Below are 18,170 nucleotides of genomic sequence, written 5' to 3' on the forward strand. Positions count from 1 at the left end.
TATAGAAAATGACCTGCAGAAGCCTGATATTACAGGTTTTTAACGGAAAGAGGGAGATATTGTTTTTTCAGGACAAAAAAAGGCAGGCGGTTAGCGCCATGCCTTTTTATCTTGCCACTTTCATCTCATCTGCCTGTTCTATGAGTTCTTCCGCATGCTTGCGGGTGAGTTCCGTCATTTCAACCCCGGAAATCATACGGCCGATTTCTTCCACTTTTTCTTTTTCCGACAGTGGTGTCACCTCTGTCGTAACCCGTCCGTCCCGTTCTCCCTTCGCAATAAACAGATGCGAATCTGCCATAGCAGCAACCTGGGGAAGGTGGGTGATGCATAGTACCTGTGAACCGGTTGAGATGTGATGAATTTTTTGGGCAATTGCCTGTGCTACACGGCCGCTTACCCCGGTATCCACTTCATCAAAAATAAGTGATGTGACGCCTTCATGGCTGGCGAGAATCGTTTTGAGCGCGAGAATAATTCTGGAAATTTCACCACCAGAAGCAACTTTAACAAGGGGCTTCAACGGTTCTCCCTGGTTGGTGGCCACCATAAATTCCACATCATCCGTCCCGTCTTTCGTAAATGATGGTGATTCATGATCGTGAAAAGCCACTTCAAACCGGGTTTTTTCCATGTACAACGCTTTTAATTCCCGCTGGATATCCTGTGTGAGTTTCTTTGCCTGCTTACGCCGCAGTTCGGTTAGGTGTCTGGCTTCAACAGCCAGGTCCTTTTCTATCGCTTCAAGATCGGATGCCCACTTTTGGAGGTGTTCATCTTTATTCTCGAGAGTCTCCACCTCTTCTTCAATTTTAGAGGCATGCTCTAAAACGGCATTAACATTCTCCCCGTATTTTCGCCGAAGGGATAGAATTTCACTCAGCCTTGATTCAATGTCATTCAGACGTTCAGGATTGAATTCAATATTTTCTACATAATCCCTCAATGTGAAAGAGGATTCCTCAAGCAGATAATAGCAGTTAGTAATGGTTTCTTTAACCTCTTTCAGTGCCGGATCCAGCTCTGTCGCTTCCTCCATCTGGTTTACTGCTACCATTATCCATTCAAGACCTTGATTTTCACCGTAAAGAGCCTGATGACTGTCATGTACCCGCTGATACAGCTGCTCACTGTTACTGAGTTTCTGCTTTTCTGCTGTCAACTCTTCATCCTCATCGGGCCTCAGTCGGGCACTTTCAATTTCATTAAGCTGATAGCGGATCAGGTCCAGCCGCTGAGCAGTCTGCTGTTCATTTTCAGAAAGCTGTCTGTATTGTTTTTTCGTTTTTAATAATCGGCTGTACAGTGTACTGTACTCTTCTTTCGCACTATTTAAATGCTCTCCAGCAAACCGGTCCAGTAAAAACAGATGCCTGTCCACCTGAAGGAGCTGCTGATGTTCATGTTGCCCATGAATGTCCACCAGCAGCTGTCCAACCTGTCTCAGACTTGCCAGTGTGACAAGCTTGCCATTTACACGGCAGATGCTCTTTCCCTGCTTGGAAATTTCTCTCCTAATGACGACCATACTGTCGTCGGAAAGACCGATTCCAATATCTGTAAGTAACGGTTCGATCTCATCATGGTTTTCAAGTGAAAACAGGCCTTCAATTTCCGCCCGCTTACTCCCGTGTCTGACAAACTCAACCGACCCTCTTCCACCGATTAAAAGACCGATTGCATCGATAATAATCGACTTACCGGCTCCCGTTTCACCGGTAAGAACGGTAAGGCCCTCCTCAAAGGGAACCGTTACATGATCGATAATAGCAAAGTTTCGTATAGAAAGTTCAACTAGCAACAGCAATCACGTCCTTTGGCTGCAATTAGGTTAAAGCATATCAAGAAAACGCTCGCTGACCGGCTCCGTATCATTCTCACCACGGCAGATAATCAAAATCGTATCGTCTCCGCAGATCGTCCCCAGCACCTCATTCCAGTCAAGGTTATCGATCAGGGCCCCTACAGCATTTGCATTTCCCGGCAGTGTCTTCATTACAATCATATTGTTTGTATGCTCGATCGAAACGAAACTGTCCATCAGAGCACGCTTAAGCTTCTGAAGAGGGTTAAACCTCTGGTCAGCAGGAAGACTGTACTTGTATCTCCCGTCAATCATCGGCACTTTTACCAGGTGCAGTTCCTTAATATCCCTGCTTACCGTCGCCTGGGTGACGTTAAAACCGGCACTCCGCAAAAACGAAACAAGATCGTCCTGGGTTTCCACCTCATTGTTCGTAATAATTTCCCGTATTTTAATATGTCGCTGCCCTTTGTTCATATCGTTCTCCTCCGTTACATCCACAGGCATTTGCGGTTGAATGTTTATGCTCTTATGTAAATAGTTATAACACGTTACTTTGTATATTAGCTGAAAATAATTCGTTATTCAAATGTTTACTGCGCACAAAAGGGAGACAAAGCGTCCTTGTCTCCCTGCAGCCTTACATTTCATCCCTAAAACTTGTTCGGACCAGTTAAACCTGCCTGCTCTTAAGCTCATGTGCTTTTGCAACGATGCGGGCAAAATCTTTTTTTATTGAAGGTCTTTCTTCGTTCTTTAGCGGCTTCTTTAAATATAGAAGAAACTCAATATTACCTTCCCCTCCCCTTATCGGTGAGGGAGCAGCATCTTTAACAATAAAACCAAGCTCCTGTGCAAAGGCAGCGGTTTCTTCTAGAACCCGCTGATGGACAGCTGGATCCCTGATTATTCCGTTTTTACCTACTTCTTCTCGGCCCGCTTCAAACTGAGGCTTAACCAGGGCAGACACTTCTCCGCCTTCTTTTAATATACGAAGGAGCGGCGGAAGAATCAGCCTTAGTGAAATAAAAGATACGTCAATGGTGGAGAAATCAGGCAGTCCCTGTGTGAAATCCTCTGGTACGGAATAGCGGAAATTCGTTCGTTCCATTACAATGACTCGCTCGTCCTGCCGAAGTTTCCAGGCCAGTTGATTGTACCCCACATCAACGGCATATACCTGTGCAGCACCGTTTTGCAGGGCGCAGTCAGTAAAACCGCCTGTCGATGAACCGATATCGAGCATCGTCCGGCCTTCAAGACTGAAGCCGAATTCTTTCAGAGCCCCTTCAAGCTTCAGCCCGCCACGGCTTACATAAGGAAGTGTCCGGCCCTTCAGCTCAAGACTCACTGATTCTTTAAGGCGTGTACCGGGTTTATCCACCCTTTCGCCGTCAGCGAATACGAGTCCGGCCATGATCGTCCGTTTTGCTTTTTCTCTTGTTTCAATGAGGCCTCTTTCTACCAGCAGCAGATCAAGGCGCTGTTTTTTCTCCATACGTTAAGGTCTCTCCATCTTTTCCATTAGCTGTTGTATTATTGCAGTATGCTCCAGGCTGGCGGACATTTCCGCTCGTCCTGCCAGCTTGTATTTTTCAGGCACGCTGCCGTTTACGCGGAATTACTTTCATGACACGTTCCGCTACGTTTGCAGGTGTTAATCCGATCTCTTCCCAAAGCTGGGATACGCTTCCGTGCTCAATATAACGGTCCGGGATTCCCATCCGCTCCACCGTTACGGAGTGGAAATGGTTCTCGTGGAAAAACTCCAGCACCGCGCTTCCGAAGCCTCCCAGCAAAGCATGTTCTTCCAGCGTCAGCACAGGCTTGCCCTTCATGGCAATTGATTTAAGCATCTCATCATCAAGTGGTTTAATAGAGCGTGCGTTAACTATTTCCACCTGAATGCCTTCCGCCTCAAGCCGTTTTGCCGCATCCTCAGCCACAGGAATCATGGTACCAAAAGTCAGAATCGTAAGATCATTTCCTTCCTTCAGAACTTCCCATTGTCCAAGAGGAATCTGTTTCAGATCCTCATCCATGTGGACTCCGTAGCCGTTTCCTCTTGGATAACGGACAGCAACTGGTCCGTCATCAATGTTAACAGCAGTGAAAATCATATGCTGAAGCTCATTCTCATCCTTCGGCATAAGAATCTTCATATTCGGTAGATGGCGCAGATAGGAAATATCAAAAACGCCTTGGTGTGTTTCCCCGTCAGCCCCTACAAGACCTGAGCGGTCAATCGCAAAAAAGACGTTCAGATTCTGGCGGCATACATCGTGAACAAGCTGATCATACCCCCGCTGCAGAAAAGTGGAGTAAACAGCGAAGACAGGCTTCAGGCCCTGCGTAGCCAGTCCGGCACTCATCGTTGTGGCATGCTGTTCGGCAATTCCTACATCAAACATCCGGTCAGGGAATTCCTTGGCAAACTCATCCAGTTTCGTTCCGCCCGGCATCGCTGCCGTAATCGCCACCACACGGTCATCCTGTCTGGCGACCTTTTTGAGAGTATTGGCAAAAACAGCACTGTATCCGGGAGGCCCAGGTTTTTTGACTACTTCACCCGATTCAATTTTATAAGGGCCGAGACCGTGCCACGTTCCCTTGGCATCTAGTTCCGCAGGCTTGTAGCCTTTCCCTTTTTTCGTGATCACGTGAACCAGAACGGGGCCCTTGGTCTTTTTGGCATATTTCATATTCGACCGAAGATCCTCCAGGTCATGACCATCCACAGGACCGAGGTAAGTAAACCCGAGTTCTTCGAAAAACATGCCTGATACGAGAAGATACTTCAGACTGTCTTTTACCCGTTCGGCAGTTGCTGCAAGGCGTCCTCCGAAAGCAGGAATTTTCTTAATGAGCATCTCCAGTTCTTCTTTTGCTTTCTGGTACTTCCCAGCCGTACGCATCCGTCCGAGTACACTGTGCAGTGCACCTACGTTCGGGGCAATGGACATTTCATTGTCATTAAGTACGACAATCAGGTCAGTCTGCTCATGTCCGATGTGATTGAGTGCCTCCAGGGCCATGCCTCCGGTGAGGGCACCGTCTCCAATGACAGCGACTACATTTTCGTCTGTTCCTTTAAGATCCCTGGCAAGAGCCATGCCCATTGCTGCAGACAGAGAGGTGGAACTGTGGCCTGTTTCCCACACATCATGTACACTCTCTGAGCGCTTCGGAAAACCGCAGAGGCCCTGGTACTGCCTGAGAGAATCAAACTGGCCGGCCCGGCCTGTAAGAATTTTGTGGACATAAGCCTGATGTCCTACATCCCAGAGAAATTTGTCTTTCGGACTTTCAAAAAGCTGATGAAGCGTAAGGGTGAGTTCTACGACACCGAGATTAGGTCCAAGGTGCCCGCCAGTAACGGACAGCTTGTTTACAAGAAAATCCCGAATGTGCTGTGCAGTCTCCTCTAATTGTTCATTACTGTAATTTTTCAGAAATCCAGGGTCTTTGATCGTTGTTAAATCCAAGAAAAACCCTCACTTTCGTTTGTTTTTCTTCTTGCCCTTGTTTTTTTTCTTTTTCGCATTGAAAATGGTTATCTTTAATTTTACCTCTAAAAAATAAAATAATCTACCCACTTGATAGATAATGGGAGTGGAGTACTCAATGGCAAGGGTTTTACCGACTGATTTACCACCGACAGTCAGAGCGGCTACTACGCTTGTAAAAATCACGCTTATAGTAAACTGAACCGTTGAACCTTCCCCGTATCCCATTTGAAAAGCAAGCTGGAGCACCACGTAAGCCGATGCTGTTCCACTGATAACCCCTGCAATATCGCCGATTACATCATTACAGAAGTTGGCAAACTTGTCCGCATTCCGGGTAATATGTACAGCCTGTTTCGCTCCGGGGAGGCGCTCGGCAGCCATAGCGTGAAACGGCCTTTCGCTGGCCGCTGTCGCAGCTACGCCTATCGTATCAAATATTACCCCTGTCAGAACAATAATAAACACGATGAGCATCCCGAGGCCCCATACGACGCCGCTTAGGACAGACGTGGAAATTATAGCAAAAATTGCCGCTAACACCAGGGTGATAACGGCAATCATCAAACTCCATTGCAGTGATTCTCTTACTGAATCCTTCATAATAAAATCATCGGTCCTTATCGTTAAGTCTATGGCAGAAATGGATCACAAAAGAACCATCTCCGGTTTGCCTTTTTCATTACAAAATATGTATCCGGGTGGTCATTTAAAGAGTAAAGACTGCGTCTTAGGTCCAGTAGGTTTTCCCAGACAGATACCTCAGCGTCGCCGCCATGGCGGTTTCCCTTTAAATCCGACTTGGCGCTGTCGCCAGACGCCAGACTGGATTACCACTCAGTACGCACTATAATCCTCTTTAAATGTCCGCTGGAACAGTCTAGGGGTTTTCCCCGGCAGTTCCTAACCATCCTCTATCCTCTTTTGCAGACGCGATTTCATATGAACATACCAGTATACAATCTTAGTATTCACAATCCCCTCGCCGTCCACTCAAGGCAGGCTACGCTGCCCACGAGTTCCCTTTACTCGCGTGGCAGGTTCATACCCCGTGTCATAGCGTTCTCCGGGTAGAGATACCACAACACGAGGCCTCCGCGGCCGCAGGGTCCTCGCCCACATGCCATTGTGGATCGCCCTACAGCCTTTACTCCCGGAATTGACCCAGGGCTGGGCGCCTCAAGCCAAAACCAGGAACTTCATCGATGTGCCCTTTAGCGGATTTTTAGGCCCGCTTTCGAAGATGGAGAACCGACTAGAATACTGCACCACCCGGCTTTATCTATAGTATAACATGATACGATTTTAAGAGACAATGAGCAACCCCTTGCAGAAAAAACAGGCTTTTCCATTTGAGGAAATTTTTTAATGAGTCCTGCTTGCCACATAATCTGTCAGTTCATGAAGCAGTTGATGGTCTCTTTTTATTTGTAATAAATATTCCTTTGCTTCACGGATATGCCAGTTAAGTTTCTCTTTTGCCCCGTCCATTCCGAGAAGTTTTGGATACGTACTTTTTCCATTCGTCACATCGCTGCCAGAAGGTTTGCCCATTTTCTCTGCATCACCTTCCACATCAAGAATATCATCTTTAATCTGGAATGCGAGGCCAAGGTTTTTGGCAAATCTTCTGAGCGAAAGCCGCTCTTCTTCACCTGCGGAGGCAAGAATGCCCCCCGCTTCAATTGAAAAAGCAAGCAGATCCCCCGTTTTATGATGATGGATATACTCGAGTTCGGTCACATCAAGATCATCCCGTGCTTCTGCTTCCATATCGGCAACCTGACCACCCACCATTCCTTTCGGTCCTGCCGACTGGGCCAGAAGCATGACCAGCTTTGCTTTTTCCATGTCATTCAGATATGGTGACTTGCTGATCACTTCAAAGCTGTGCGTCAGCAGGGCATCACCAGCAAGAATAGCCATTGCCTCACCGAATTCACGATGATTTGTCGGCTTGCCTCTTCTCATGTCGTCGTTATCCATTGCCGGCAGATCATCATGTATCAATGAATATGTGTGGATCATTTCGATTGCACATGCGGTGTCATAACCTTTTTCCAGACTCACACCGTAACCCTCAAGTGTGGCAAGCAGGAGAATGGGACGAAGACGTTTGCCACCTGCTTCCAGCGAGTAACGCATCGCTTTCACAAGAATCTCAGGTGAGTCAAGATGAGCTACGTAACCGGGGAGGCGCCGCTCAACTTCCTCTTTCTGCTCGGTCAGGAATCGGGACAGCGTCTGCTGCTCACTCACTCTGCTTGTCCTCTTCTATGGTCAGCAGTTCGATCTCCCCGTCTTCGTTCAGAATCTGGTCCATTTGGCTTTCTACTTTTTTCAGCTTCTCATGACAATACTTTGAAAGATCCATTCCCTGCTGGAACATCTGAATCGCCTCTTCCAGCGGGACATCTCCTTCTTCAAGTTTCCCGACGACGTCTTCCAGCTGTTCCATCGCTTCTTCAAACGTTACTTGATCTTTTTGTTCACTCATGAATATCACCTCTCTTTTGGATTTGAACACCTTCGTCTGTTTTATCCGTTATTCTGGCCTGGAGCCGGCCATCTTCAAGCTGAATGGTGACTGGGTCATTTTCGTTAACCTGGTCTGCGCTTTTAAGAAGCCGGCCGTCTTCAGTGTAGGAAAGGCTGTATCCCCGTGCCATCATTTTAAGCGGACTGAGCACGTCAAGTTTATAAAGCTGCCTGCGCAGGCGTTCTTCCTTATCATTTGTATAGGAGCGGGCAGATGTATAAAAGCGTTCCTGCAGACGCTCAAGGTCTTCCCCTTCCCGTTGAATGCGCTGTTTGGGGTGAGCCTGTTTGAGAGCTTTTACGGCATACTGATAGGCTTCCCGCTTCGAAGCGATCAGCCGGACCGTTTCTTTTTGGAGAAGTTCCATCAGCCGGTCCAGTTCCTGTTCTTTCTGACTAATCAGTTTACCTGGATAACGGAAGGCGTAAGACTGCTCCATCCTGTTCAGCTTTTCTCTAAGAAGAATTGTTTTTTCAGACGCAGCTCTCACAGCACGTCTTTTTAACACCCTTATTCTCTCTTCCAGTTCCCTCACGTCCGGGACTGCCAGCTCCGCGGCGGCAGTAGGAGTAGGGGCGCGGAGGTCGGCGGTGAAGTCACTGATGGTCACATCAGTTTCATGGCCGACAGCTGATATTATTGGAACCGGACTGTTAAATATGGCGTCCGCAACAATCTCCTCATTAAAAGCCCAAAGTTCTTCTATTGAGCCACCCCCGCGCCCGGCGATAATAACGTCAAATATCCCGGCCTCCCCGGCCTGCCGGATAGCGCGGGCTACAGATGGTGCAGCTCCGGGACCCTGAACAAGGACAGGAAGCAGTGTAATTTGGACAGCCGGGAAGCGGCGCTTGAGCGTCGTCAGAATATCCCTTACTGCTGCACCAGTCCTTGATGTAATAACCGCGATCGAGGCAGGAACTGAAGGAATAGCCCTTTTACGGTCCTCACTGAAATACCCTTTCATCTCCAGCTTTTTCTTCAATTCTTCGTATGCCATATAAAGGTTCCCGATTCCGTCAGGCTGCATTTCTTTTACATAAAACTGATACTGGCCATAGGGTTCATATACACTTATATCGCCTCTGACAAGTACATTCATCCCGTTTTCAGGGAGAAACTTCAGAAAACGATTATTTCCTGCAAACATGACACTCTGAATGCGCGATTGATCATCTTTGAGCGTGAAGTACATGTGGCCTCGGCTGTGTTTTTTGAAATTGGATATCTCTGCTCGGATCCATGTGTTCTGAAGAATCGGCTCATCTTCAAGTAGACGCTTAATATGCCTTGTAAGTCCGGATACTGATAAATAATCCCGCTGCATAAATTCCCTCCCCCTTACTGCCTGCGTCTGAAGGCTGATTGTATCGTGTTATGAAGGAGCATTGTAATGGTCATTGGGCCAACCCCTCCAGGCACTGGAGTGAGATAGGATGCAACCTGTTTAACTTCTTCGAACTTTACGTCCCCGGTCAGGTTTCCTTCATTGTTCCTGTTAACCCCTACATCAATGACGACCGCGCCGGGTTTGATGTATTCTTTTCCGACCATTTCTTCTTTTCCGACGGCCACGATCAGAATATCTGCCTGTCTGGCTATCGATTCCATGTCTCTTGTGCGGGAATGACAGTATGTAACAGTCGCATTTTCGTTTAGAAAAAGCTGACCGACAGGCTTGCCTACAATGTTACTACGTCCTATGACGACCACATGCCTGCCTTCGATTTCAATTTCTTTAGACTTTACCATTTCCACAATGCCCGCCGGTGTGCAGGGAAGAAAACACTGCTGGCCAATCATCATTTTTCCAACATTAATTGGATGGAAGCCGTCCACATCCTTATCAGGCCGGATGTTATCGATCACAGCCTCTTCGGAAATGTGGTCCGGGAGGGGTAACTGGACCAGAATGCCGTCAATATGGTCAGCGTCATTCAATTCCTCCACTTTGTTGAGGAGTTCCTCCTCCGTTGTCTCTGCCGGAAGTTCGTAAAGTTCGGAGTGAATGCCTGTTTCCCCGCACGCGCGCTGTTTCCCCCGCACGTAAGATCTCGAGGCCGGATCCTCTCCGACCAGAATGACAGCCAGACCCGGTGTCACTCCGTTTTCCTTAAGTTCCTCTGTCTGGTTTTTCATTTCATCCCGCTTACGGGCAGCAAGTTCTTTACCTGAAATAAGTTCTGCAGTCATCCTGATTCTCCCCTTCTGGATACCATTTGGAATTACCGGCTGATTTTATTCAGCCGCTGTTTCCGCACCGGCACGAACTGCCCTGCGGAGAAGAAGTACCTATATAAAAAGCCCGGATCGGCTTTATTATCAAAGTCTTACCGGGCAAAACACGTTTATTCTTTCGGAAGACTTTCAGCAATTTTTGAAAGTACACCATTAACAAAGCGGCCTGATTCCTCATCAGCACTGAATCCTTTTGCAAGGTCAATCGCTTCGTTGAGGCTTACGTTTACCGGAATGTCTTCCTCCCACTTCATTTCATATACAGCCATCCGCATGATCGCGCGGTTCACATTCGCTACCCTGCCAATTGTCCAATGCTCCATCGCTCCGTTCAGGTGCTCATCGATTTCGTCAGTATGCGCCATCGTGCCTTTTACAAGTGATGTAAGAAACGGTGTTGCTTCTTCATCTTCTTCAAGGACCGTCCCGATTGCCTCATCATAATCAACGCCAGTCATGTCAATCTGATACAGAGACTGGACTGCTTTTATTCGTGCCACTCTTCGGTTCATGTTTGTTACGTCTCCTTTTATAACTTCCAAAAATCCATACTCTGCTTAAATATAGCATATCCAGCCCCCGGGATACAGTGTTCACGTAAAAATCCACGTTTTATCCCGTGCTTTTGAATTGTGGAATAAAAAAACCTGAAGGAGAGCAGCCCTTCAGGTTTTTCGTTTACTTATTTCTCATTTCCTTCGATCTCTTCTTTTTTGCTTTCTTCAAACTGAACGCCTACAACATGGACGTTAACACCTTTCAGTTCTATCGCCGTCATGTTTTTCAGCGTTTGAAAAATGTTTTCCTGAACTTTTTTGCACACGTCAGGAATGGATACACCGTAATTTGTAATTACAAATACGTCTACATTGATCCCGTCATCCTGAAGATCCACCTTCACACCTTTACCGTGAGTGCTTTTGCGGCCGAGCCGTTCTGCGACTCCTGAGGCAAAGTTGCCTCTCATCGTTGCCACTCCGTCAATTTCAGATGCGGCTAATCCCGCAATGACTTCAATAACCTCTGGTGAGATTTCAACTTTACCCAGATCAACATTATCGTGTGACATATCAATCAGCTGGTTGTCTTTCATCAACAGTTCCTCCTTACTCGTCATCGCTTTCCGGTTTTAACGGATAGTTTTCCAGAAACTTCGTATTAAAATCACCGCTCACGAAAACTTCATGGCTGAGTAGACGAAGATGGAATGGAATCGTCGTGTCTACACCTTCGATGACAAATTCACCGAGCGCTCTTTTCATCCGGGCGATCGCTTCTTCGCGGGTCTCACCATAAGTAATAACTTTTGCAACCATGGAATCATAGAACGGTGTAATTGTATAGCCCGGATAAACCGCACTGTCTACACGGACACCAAGGCCACCCGGCGGCAGGTACATCTCTACTTTTCCAGGTGAAGGCATAAAGTTCTTGTCAGGATTTTCTGCATTAATCCTGCATTCCATGGACCAGCCGTTAAACACCACATCTTCCTGAGCGTAAGTGAGTTTTTTTCCGCCTGCAACAAGAATCTGCTCTTTTATCAAATCAATACCCGTAACCATCTCTGTTACCGGATGTTCCACCTGAATCCGTGTGTTCATTTCCATAAAGTAAAATTTGCCGGTGTGATCGTAAATGAACTCCACTGTTCCTGCGCCTACATAATCAACAGCTTCGGCAGCACGGACGGCTGCATCTCCCATTTCCTTCCGCTTTTCAGGTGTGAGGGCAGGGCTGGGTGTCTCCTCCACAAGCTTCTGGAGTCTGCGCTGAATGGAACAGTCCCGCTCACCGAGGTGAATCGTATTTCCATGAGTATCGGCAAGCACCTGAATTTCAACATGGCGGAAGTCTTCAATAAATTTCTCCAGATACACACCAGGGTTACCGAAATTCGCACGTGCTTCATTCTGCGTAACAGAAATTCCTTTGCGAAGTTCTTTTTCATCCCTTGCAACCCGAATGCCTTTTCCTCCCCCGCCGGCTGTCGCTTTGATGATAACAGGATAGCCGATTTCCTCAGCTACACGCACACCATCCTCAACGTCTTTAATGATGCCATCTGAACCCGGGACAACCGGCACGCCGGCTTTGTCCATTGTTTTACGGGCCACGTCTTTTGTTCCCATTTGGCTGATCGCTTCAGGGGACGGCCCGACAAACGTAATATTACACGCTGAGCAGATTTCGGCAAAGTCAGCGTTTTCCGCCAAAAAACCGTAACCCGGATGAATACCGTCCACCTGTGTTAACGTTGCTACACTCATGATATTCGTGAAGTTCAGGTAACTTTCCGCTGACGATGTCGGTCCAATACAGTAGGCTTCATCTGCCATTCTCACGTGCAAAGCCTCTTTATCAGCCTGGGAATAAACAGCAACCGTTTCGATCCCAAGTTCCTGACAGGCACGAATAATCCGTACCGCTATTTCTCCTCTGTTGGCAATAAGCAGTTTCTTTATCATACGCGTCATCCCCTACTCCGGTTTAACCAGAAACAGTTCCTGGCCGTATTCCACGAGCTGACCGTTTTCTACGAGTATCTCGACAATTTCGCCCTTTACTTCAGCTTCAATTTCATTCATCAGTTTCATGGCTTCTACAATACAGACAACATTGTCAGGCTTTACTTTATCTCCCTGGTTCACGTAAACAGGTGAATCAGGTGACGGTGCTTCATAAAATGTTCCGACCATAGGAGATGTAATGGCATGAAGCCCTTCACGGTCAGTGCTTTTCCCTTTATCTTCAGTCTCTTCTGCCGCTTTTTCGCTCTGCTTCTGTGCTGACGGCTCTGGTGCCTTTGGAGCAGCAGGTGCTTCCTGCGGCGCCTGTGGCTGAGGAACTTCATGCACTACAGTCTGGGCACCTTCTCCCGCACCTTTCACCTGTTTTCTCATCATAATTTTTTCACCATTTTGTTCGTACTTAAATTCATCGATACTTGATTGATCGATCAGTTTGATCAGTTCACGGATTTCCTGAATTTTCAACATATCAATCACTCCTTTTACGAGTCTGTGTATGATTGTCATTCCTGCCCTGGCTTCCGCGGGCGTTGACGGTATGTATTAGGAGCAAGTCCCAATTTTATGCTACCGTATTTTCCCGAAATTGAAAAGGATTTTTACAATAGCGTCTGCCCCAGGGGAAGCCCAGCCGGGAAGCGCTGTCATTTCCTTATAATAGAGTCAGTTTTTTTACGTTAACCTGAGATTCTAAAAAACAGGCGGTGCCGCAATCCATTTACACTGAGAATAACGATTCATCAAGTGCACAAGGAGATTCTGACACCGCAGCAGTTTTATTGCTCTTCTTCAACTTCCGGCTTTTCTGCCTTTTCAATCTTGTACTCCCTAAAAATAGGAATTTCGGAAAGATTATCGGGAATTTTACCTTTTTCAAGTAGAATAATTTTCACTGTATTTTTGTTTCTTGCCATATGGTACTTTTCGCCATATTCATTTTCCTGGGCATACCGCTTCAGGCTCTGATAGTCTTCTTCCTGAATGGAAATCGGTTCGGTGTCTTCTTCTGCATCTTCTTCCTGAGTAAATCCTACATCAAATTCAACGATTTGAATTTTATCATTTTTAATGTTGCGTGTCTGTTCCAGTACCGCTTTGGCACCTTCGGTTAAATCAGACCATTCCATATCGGATCTCTCCTTTTCAATTTGTCTGGCATTCCTTCTTACGCCATCCAGGTCTCTCCCCTTCTGGTGAAATTATGTAGAAATCCAATGTGCTGTGCGGCTGCAGCCGTTCCCTGAAATCTTTTCTGGCTATGCATCGGACAGTCTCTTTTCATGTTAGCATTTCCAAGACGTAATTATACCATCAGAAGCGAATAAAATCATTAACTATCCCTGTTTTACCGAAAACAGGCTTTTTGCTTCTAAGCAAATCACAAAGCGGAAAAAATCCCCACAGACTCATTCGTGATGAAAAGAGAAGTATAGATCGGTTCGATTAACCTGCTCTGCATTATATTTGTTCGGATCCCTGTCTCAAAAAAAACACTTCTGTGCCCCAGCTCCTGATTCTTTAAAAAACAAGGCTCTGTTAAAGTCAGTTGTTGATTTTCTCTCACTGCGCTCCCTTTCCGCGGGCGCCACTGCAGCCTCCTCGGGAAAATCGCCCTGCGTGGTCTTCTGCCGGTGCTCTCCCCGCAGAAGTGTCGCTCATTCGCTCCAATCAACTTTATTAAATCAAAATTAAGCATTAACAGAGCCAAAAACAAAAAAAGCAGGAGGTTCTCCCCCTGCTTTCGTGCTCTTAGTTTGACTGATAGCCGACCATTATATTATCGGCCCCAAGTTCCTCATAGGCAAGTCTCTTAATCTGGACGGCTTCTTCTTTTGAAAGCCCTTCCGCTTTTACATAAATTCTGACCTGTCCGTCTTCAGTAATGACAAGTGCATCTTCATAGCCCTTTGCTTTAATCAGAGTTTCCAGTAGTTCTTCTTTCTGTGCCATGGCCTGGAGGGCTTCCCGGCCGTCAAATGCCTGGCTTTGTACATCCGCACTGGCTTCTGCTGACGCAATGACATCGGCATATTCTTCATTGGCCTTCCCACGGGCATCCTGACGCTGCAGCCTGATCATTTCAAACATTTCATCTGCACTCATCGTTGCATACTGTGAAGTTTCCGCTGAAGCCGTAGTATCTTCGATCTCGACAAATGTAACACTGTCATCGTTTTGAAGCTGTGCTTCAAGATCCTCGCCTTCCACCGCTTCTGTAACGCCGTTTTGATCCTGATTATCTTCAGGCAGACCTGCGAAATCCTGATTGTTAATGTTGATGTAATAGACCGACAGGACAATAATCAGACTAAGCATAGTCAAGAGCCAAACTGTTTGACGTTTCAATACCATTTACGATTCCCCCTCATTTTTTTTCGGCATCACTGACACTCTGTGTGTGGGTACATCAAGCACCCGGCTGACCGCCTCTACTACAGAGGTTTTTATTTGAATGTTGTCTACCCCTTTGGCTACAACCAGGACACCTCTTACATCCGGTTTTTCCACCCGCTGTAGCAGCGGTTCTTCCTTGTCCCCGCTTCTGATAATCACAACCTGCTCATCCTTTGTTGTGTCATGCACCTGCCGCTTACCACCTTCACGATCCGTTTCATCAGTCAGCTGTTCTTTTGAATTAACATTTGTCTGATATACTTGTTTTTCCGTTTCTGCCAAATTGACGACAACCGTTACGTCGGAAACACCAATCATCTGCTCCAGCGCTTTTTTCAGCTGGGACTCATAAATCGACTCATACTCCCCCATAGTCAGGGGGCCGTCGGAATTCCCTGATTTAAAGACCGGTTCAGCTTCCGGTTCCGGCTCACTGGTGCCGCTCTCATCAACTCCTGCTGCAGGAAGCAGCACCTGTTCATCACCTCCTGAAGTAACCACGTTACTTACAATCATGAAGAAAAGCCCGAGGAAAAGGAGAAGAAGTAAATATTTTAGATTTACTTTTTTCCATTTGCCTGTTTCTTTATATTGGTCAAGCCAGGACCGATTCTTTTTTTCCTCAGTCATGCGATCCTCCTCCTTTCATTTCCAGTTCAATTAACGTCTCTGGTATATTCCAGGTTTCTGCCAGGAAAGCTCTTATCTCTTCACTGCCGGTTATGCCAGATGAATGTGAGTCTTCGATGGGTTCTTCCTCCCCTGTCAGGATGACAACCGCCTCCACAGGGACGATCAGGTTGTCCGGATCTTCATCTCCCTCAGGGTTTGGGTGTGGTTCAGCCAGAGTAATACGTACAGCTCCGACACCTTCAAGAACCTCTTCTCCCTCGGTATACTCATTCATCTCCACTTCTATGGATGCCGGCACCACTCCAAACTTTTTTTCAAGATCGTCTGACACTTGTCTTGTTAATAGGACAGCCATGTATTCAGAAATATATGCGCGTGTCCCATCATCTATATCTATTTTCTTTTGCTGAAGAGAAGTTTCATGACTTCCGTAATCGTCATCCACCCATTCGGCCATTGCATGGAACCATTCTTCCGGATCGGAATGGAAAACCGATAGAATAGGCTGAATCATAACCATCAGGACCATCAGCCCCACCACAAGTTTGACATACCGCTGCAGGCTTGAGTTTGGAAGAAGAAGCTCCAGTATCGCCGCGAACAGGACAAGCATAATGATGTTGGCTACCCACTCTGTTACAAACGCCATAAAACTCCTCCTTCCTTCTGCAGACTGAAATTTAGTTTAACCTGCCTTCACCGCATCATGAGAGACAGGTTTCCTGAAATAATCATGATCGTAATGGATAGAAAAAACATCAGACAAACCGCTGAGAGGGCGGCAAATACATACAAAACGGATTTTCCTATAATGGAAAGTGAAGCGATGATCGGGCCCCCGCCAAGCGGCTGAAGGACAGCAGCGGCAAATGAATAGATCAGAGCCAGGGAAAGGACTTTCAGTGCTGGAAAAATACAGATCAGAAGTAACAGCACCAGGCCGGCAACACCAACTGTATTTTTAATGAGAACCGAGGCTCCCATCACTGTATCGGCGGCATCAGTAAACATCCTCCCTACGACCGGAACAAAATTTCCCGTTACAAATTTAGCGGTTTTTATGGCAATTCCGTCTGCTACAGCCGCCGTTGCCCCCTGCACACTGATGACACCGAGAAAAATAGTGAGAAAAATCCCCAGTCCCCCGGCAGCGATATTGCGGAGCAGATCGGCAAGCTTGGTCACTTTATAATGATCTGTCATGGTGCTGACGATGCTTAACAGCGCACTCATAAACAGAAGGGGCAGCACAAAGTACTGAACAAAAAGTCCGCTTGTATGGACAAGAAAGACGATCATCGGGTGGAAGAGAGCAACCGACGTCACACTGCCTGTACTCGCCATCAGCACGAGCAGGAGCGGCAGCAGCGAAATCATAAAGTTGGACATCGCCTCGATGGTCTGCTGGGTAAACTGAATCGCTACATGAAAGCTGTTTAAGGCAATAATCAGAAGCACCATGTACGTGATCGCGTAAGCTACTTTACTGATGGAATGCTTCTCAAACGCCTGCTGGAGCTGGGAAAGAATCATACTGAAGATAGCAAGAAGAATCAGCGTACCAAGCAGCTTTCCGTTTACAATGATTTCGTGAAAGAGAAATTTCAAAAAGCCGAACAGCCACTCTTTAATTGAGAAAGGCTTGTCTGACTGAATAAATTCAAGGAGTGACCCCTTATAGCTTTCCGGGAGAAAACCACCGTAGTTCTGCAGTACATCATCCCAGTAGCCTCTGATGTCATCAATGCCCAGTTGTTCAAGCTGCTGCTCCATAAATTCTTCCTGATCCATTACAGAACTGTTTTCTTCTTCCGCCGCTGCAGCAGAGGGAAGAAGAACTGAAAGTATAAAAATAAAAAACAGGACAGAAGCGGCGCGCTTTTTCCACCGAATCTCCATTCTTCCCCTCCTCTTTTACGCAGGTAGCAGTCCGATCACCGTTTCAATAATGACGGAAATAATTGGAATGGCCATAATCATGATCAGCACTTTTCCCGCAAGCTCAATTTTCGAAGCCATCGCACCCTGCCCTGCGTCCTTGGCGATTTGGGCTCCGAATTCCGCAATATAGGCGATACCGATAATCTTAAGGATCGTCTGGACATAAACCATATTAATGCTCGCGTTTTCTGCAAGTTCCTCAAGCATCGTTATGATGGTACTGATCTTTCCGGCAAGAAAGATAAAAATCAGTATTCCTGTAAAAACCGTAAGCAGAAAGGCAAATACCGGTTTGTGCTCCTTTACTACAAGAGCAAGAAAGGTGGCGATCAGCCCAAGGCCTACAATCTGAATAATTTCAATCTTAACCGCCCCCTAACCCTGGAAGAGGAAGACACTGCGAATCGTCTGGAACAGGTCATCTACTACGGAGGCAACCAGGAACAGGACGACCACAAAAGCAATCAGCGTTACCCACTGAGCCATATCCTCCTTGCCCATCTGTTTAAGGACGGTATGCATCATAGCCACTACAATTCCGACCCCGGCTATCTGAAAAATCAAGCTGATGTCATAACTCATCT

General features: G+C 46.8%; 20 protein-coding genes. All 20 read right to left on the bottom strand.

Annotated features, from left to right (window positions below; genetic code table 11):
* Positions 1-106: 106 nt before the first annotated feature.
* The 20 genes from recN to spoIIIAC all read right to left on the bottom strand — a co-directional run bounded on the left by recN (position 107) and on the right by spoIIIAC (position 18,168).
* Positions 107-1,801 (bottom strand): DNA repair protein RecN, encoded by a 1,695-nt coding sequence (gene recN, locus CR205_RS08280; protein WP_110518567.1) that lies wholly within the window; start codon positions 1,799-1,801, stop codon positions 107-109.
* Between the two features lie 30 nt (positions 1,802-1,831).
* On the bottom strand, positions 1,832-2,281 hold the full coding sequence (gene ahrC / locus CR205_RS08285) for a transcriptional regulator AhrC/ArgR (protein WP_110518569.1): 450 nt from the start codon (positions 2,279-2,281) through the stop codon (positions 1,832-1,834).
* Positions 2,282-2,477: 196 nt separating this feature from the next.
* Positions 2,478-3,302, bottom strand: coding sequence for a TlyA family RNA methyltransferase (locus CR205_RS08290; RefSeq protein WP_110518570.1), 825 nt, complete (start codon positions 3,300-3,302; stop codon positions 2,478-2,480).
* Positions 3,303-3,399: 97 nt separating this feature from the next.
* Positions 3,400-5,289: a 1-deoxy-D-xylulose-5-phosphate synthase gene (gene dxs / locus CR205_RS08295; protein WP_110518572.1), complete on the bottom strand. Its 1,890-nt coding sequence runs from the start codon at positions 5,287-5,289 to the stop codon at positions 3,400-3,402.
* A 9-nt stretch (positions 5,290-5,298) separates the two neighbouring features.
* Positions 5,299-5,913: a hypothetical protein gene (locus tag CR205_RS08300; protein WP_110518574.1), complete on the bottom strand. Its 615-nt coding sequence runs from the start codon at positions 5,911-5,913 to the stop codon at positions 5,299-5,301.
* 762 nt (positions 5,914-6,675) lie between these two features.
* The gene (locus CR205_RS08305; RefSeq protein ID WP_236634723.1) at positions 6,676-7,569 is read right to left on the bottom strand and encodes a polyprenyl synthetase family protein; all 894 of its coding nucleotides are present in this window, start codon (positions 7,567-7,569) and stop codon (positions 6,676-6,678) included.
* On the bottom strand, positions 7,562-7,807 hold the full coding sequence (locus tag CR205_RS08310) for an exodeoxyribonuclease VII small subunit (protein WP_110518576.1): 246 nt from the start codon (positions 7,805-7,807) through the stop codon (positions 7,562-7,564). Before CR205_RS08310 ends, CR205_RS08305 begins: the two co-directional genes overlap by 8 nt.
* The gene (gene xseA, locus CR205_RS08315; RefSeq protein WP_110518578.1) at positions 7,800-9,176 is read right to left on the bottom strand and encodes an exodeoxyribonuclease VII large subunit; all 1,377 of its coding nucleotides are present in this window, start codon (positions 9,174-9,176) and stop codon (positions 7,800-7,802) included. Before xseA ends, CR205_RS08310 begins: the two co-directional genes overlap by 8 nt.
* A 14-nt stretch (positions 9,177-9,190) precedes the next feature.
* A complete protein-coding gene (gene folD / locus CR205_RS08320) occupies positions 9,191-10,042 on the bottom strand; it encodes a bifunctional methylenetetrahydrofolate dehydrogenase/methenyltetrahydrofolate cyclohydrolase FolD (protein WP_110518580.1) in 852 nt (283 codons plus the stop codon).
* Positions 10,043-10,197: 155 nt separating this feature from the next.
* Positions 10,198-10,599 (bottom strand): transcription antitermination factor NusB, encoded by a 402-nt coding sequence (nusB, locus tag CR205_RS08325; RefSeq protein ID WP_110518582.1) that lies wholly within the window; start codon positions 10,597-10,599, stop codon positions 10,198-10,200.
* 170 nt (positions 10,600-10,769) lie between these two features.
* The gene (locus CR205_RS08330) at positions 10,770-11,180 is read right to left on the bottom strand and encodes an Asp23/Gls24 family envelope stress response protein (RefSeq protein ID WP_110518584.1); all 411 of its coding nucleotides are present in this window, start codon (positions 11,178-11,180) and stop codon (positions 10,770-10,772) included.
* 13 nt (positions 11,181-11,193) lie between these two features.
* On the bottom strand, positions 11,194-12,555 hold the full coding sequence (gene accC / locus CR205_RS08335) for an acetyl-CoA carboxylase biotin carboxylase subunit (protein WP_110518586.1): 1,362 nt from the start codon (positions 12,553-12,555) through the stop codon (positions 11,194-11,196).
* A 12-nt stretch (positions 12,556-12,567) separates the two neighbouring features.
* Positions 12,568-13,086 carry an acetyl-CoA carboxylase biotin carboxyl carrier protein gene (gene accB / locus CR205_RS08340; protein ID WP_201745353.1) on the bottom strand — a complete coding sequence of 173 codons (519 nt, stop codon included), beginning with the start codon at positions 13,084-13,086 and terminating at the stop codon, positions 12,568-12,570.
* A gap of 308 nt (positions 13,087-13,394) precedes the next feature.
* Positions 13,395-13,745 (bottom strand): hypothetical protein, encoded by a 351-nt coding sequence (locus CR205_RS08345; RefSeq protein ID WP_110518588.1) that lies wholly within the window; start codon positions 13,743-13,745, stop codon positions 13,395-13,397.
* A gap of 622 nt (positions 13,746-14,367) precedes the next feature.
* Positions 14,368-14,970: a SpoIIIAH-like family protein gene (locus CR205_RS08355; protein ID WP_110518592.1), complete on the bottom strand. Its 603-nt coding sequence runs from the start codon at positions 14,968-14,970 to the stop codon at positions 14,368-14,370.
* Positions 14,971-15,642: a stage III sporulation protein AG gene (gene spoIIIAG / locus CR205_RS08360; RefSeq protein WP_110518594.1), complete on the bottom strand. Its 672-nt coding sequence runs from the start codon at positions 15,640-15,642 to the stop codon at positions 14,971-14,973.
* On the bottom strand, positions 15,635-16,294 hold the full coding sequence (gene spoIIIAF / locus CR205_RS08365) for a stage III sporulation protein AF (protein ID WP_110518595.1): 660 nt from the start codon (positions 16,292-16,294) through the stop codon (positions 15,635-15,637). Before spoIIIAF ends, spoIIIAG begins: the two co-directional genes overlap by 8 nt.
* A gap of 47 nt (positions 16,295-16,341) precedes the next feature.
* The gene (gene spoIIIAE, locus CR205_RS08370; protein ID WP_110518597.1) at positions 16,342-17,544 is read right to left on the bottom strand and encodes a stage III sporulation protein AE; all 1,203 of its coding nucleotides are present in this window, start codon (positions 17,542-17,544) and stop codon (positions 16,342-16,344) included.
* 15 nt (positions 17,545-17,559) lie between these two features.
* Positions 17,560-17,949 carry a stage III sporulation protein AD gene (gene spoIIIAD, locus CR205_RS08375; RefSeq protein WP_110518599.1) on the bottom strand — a complete coding sequence of 130 codons (390 nt, stop codon included), beginning with the start codon at positions 17,947-17,949 and terminating at the stop codon, positions 17,560-17,562.
* Between the two features lie 12 nt (positions 17,950-17,961).
* A complete protein-coding gene (gene spoIIIAC, locus CR205_RS08380; protein WP_110518601.1) occupies positions 17,962-18,168 on the bottom strand; it encodes a stage III sporulation protein AC in 207 nt (68 codons plus the stop codon).
* Positions 18,169-18,170 lie beyond the last annotated feature (2 nt).

Source organism: Alteribacter lacisalsi (assembly GCF_003226345.1).
GTDB classification, from domain to species: domain Bacteria; phylum Bacillota; class Bacilli; order Bacillales; family Salisediminibacteriaceae; genus Alteribacter; species Alteribacter lacisalsi.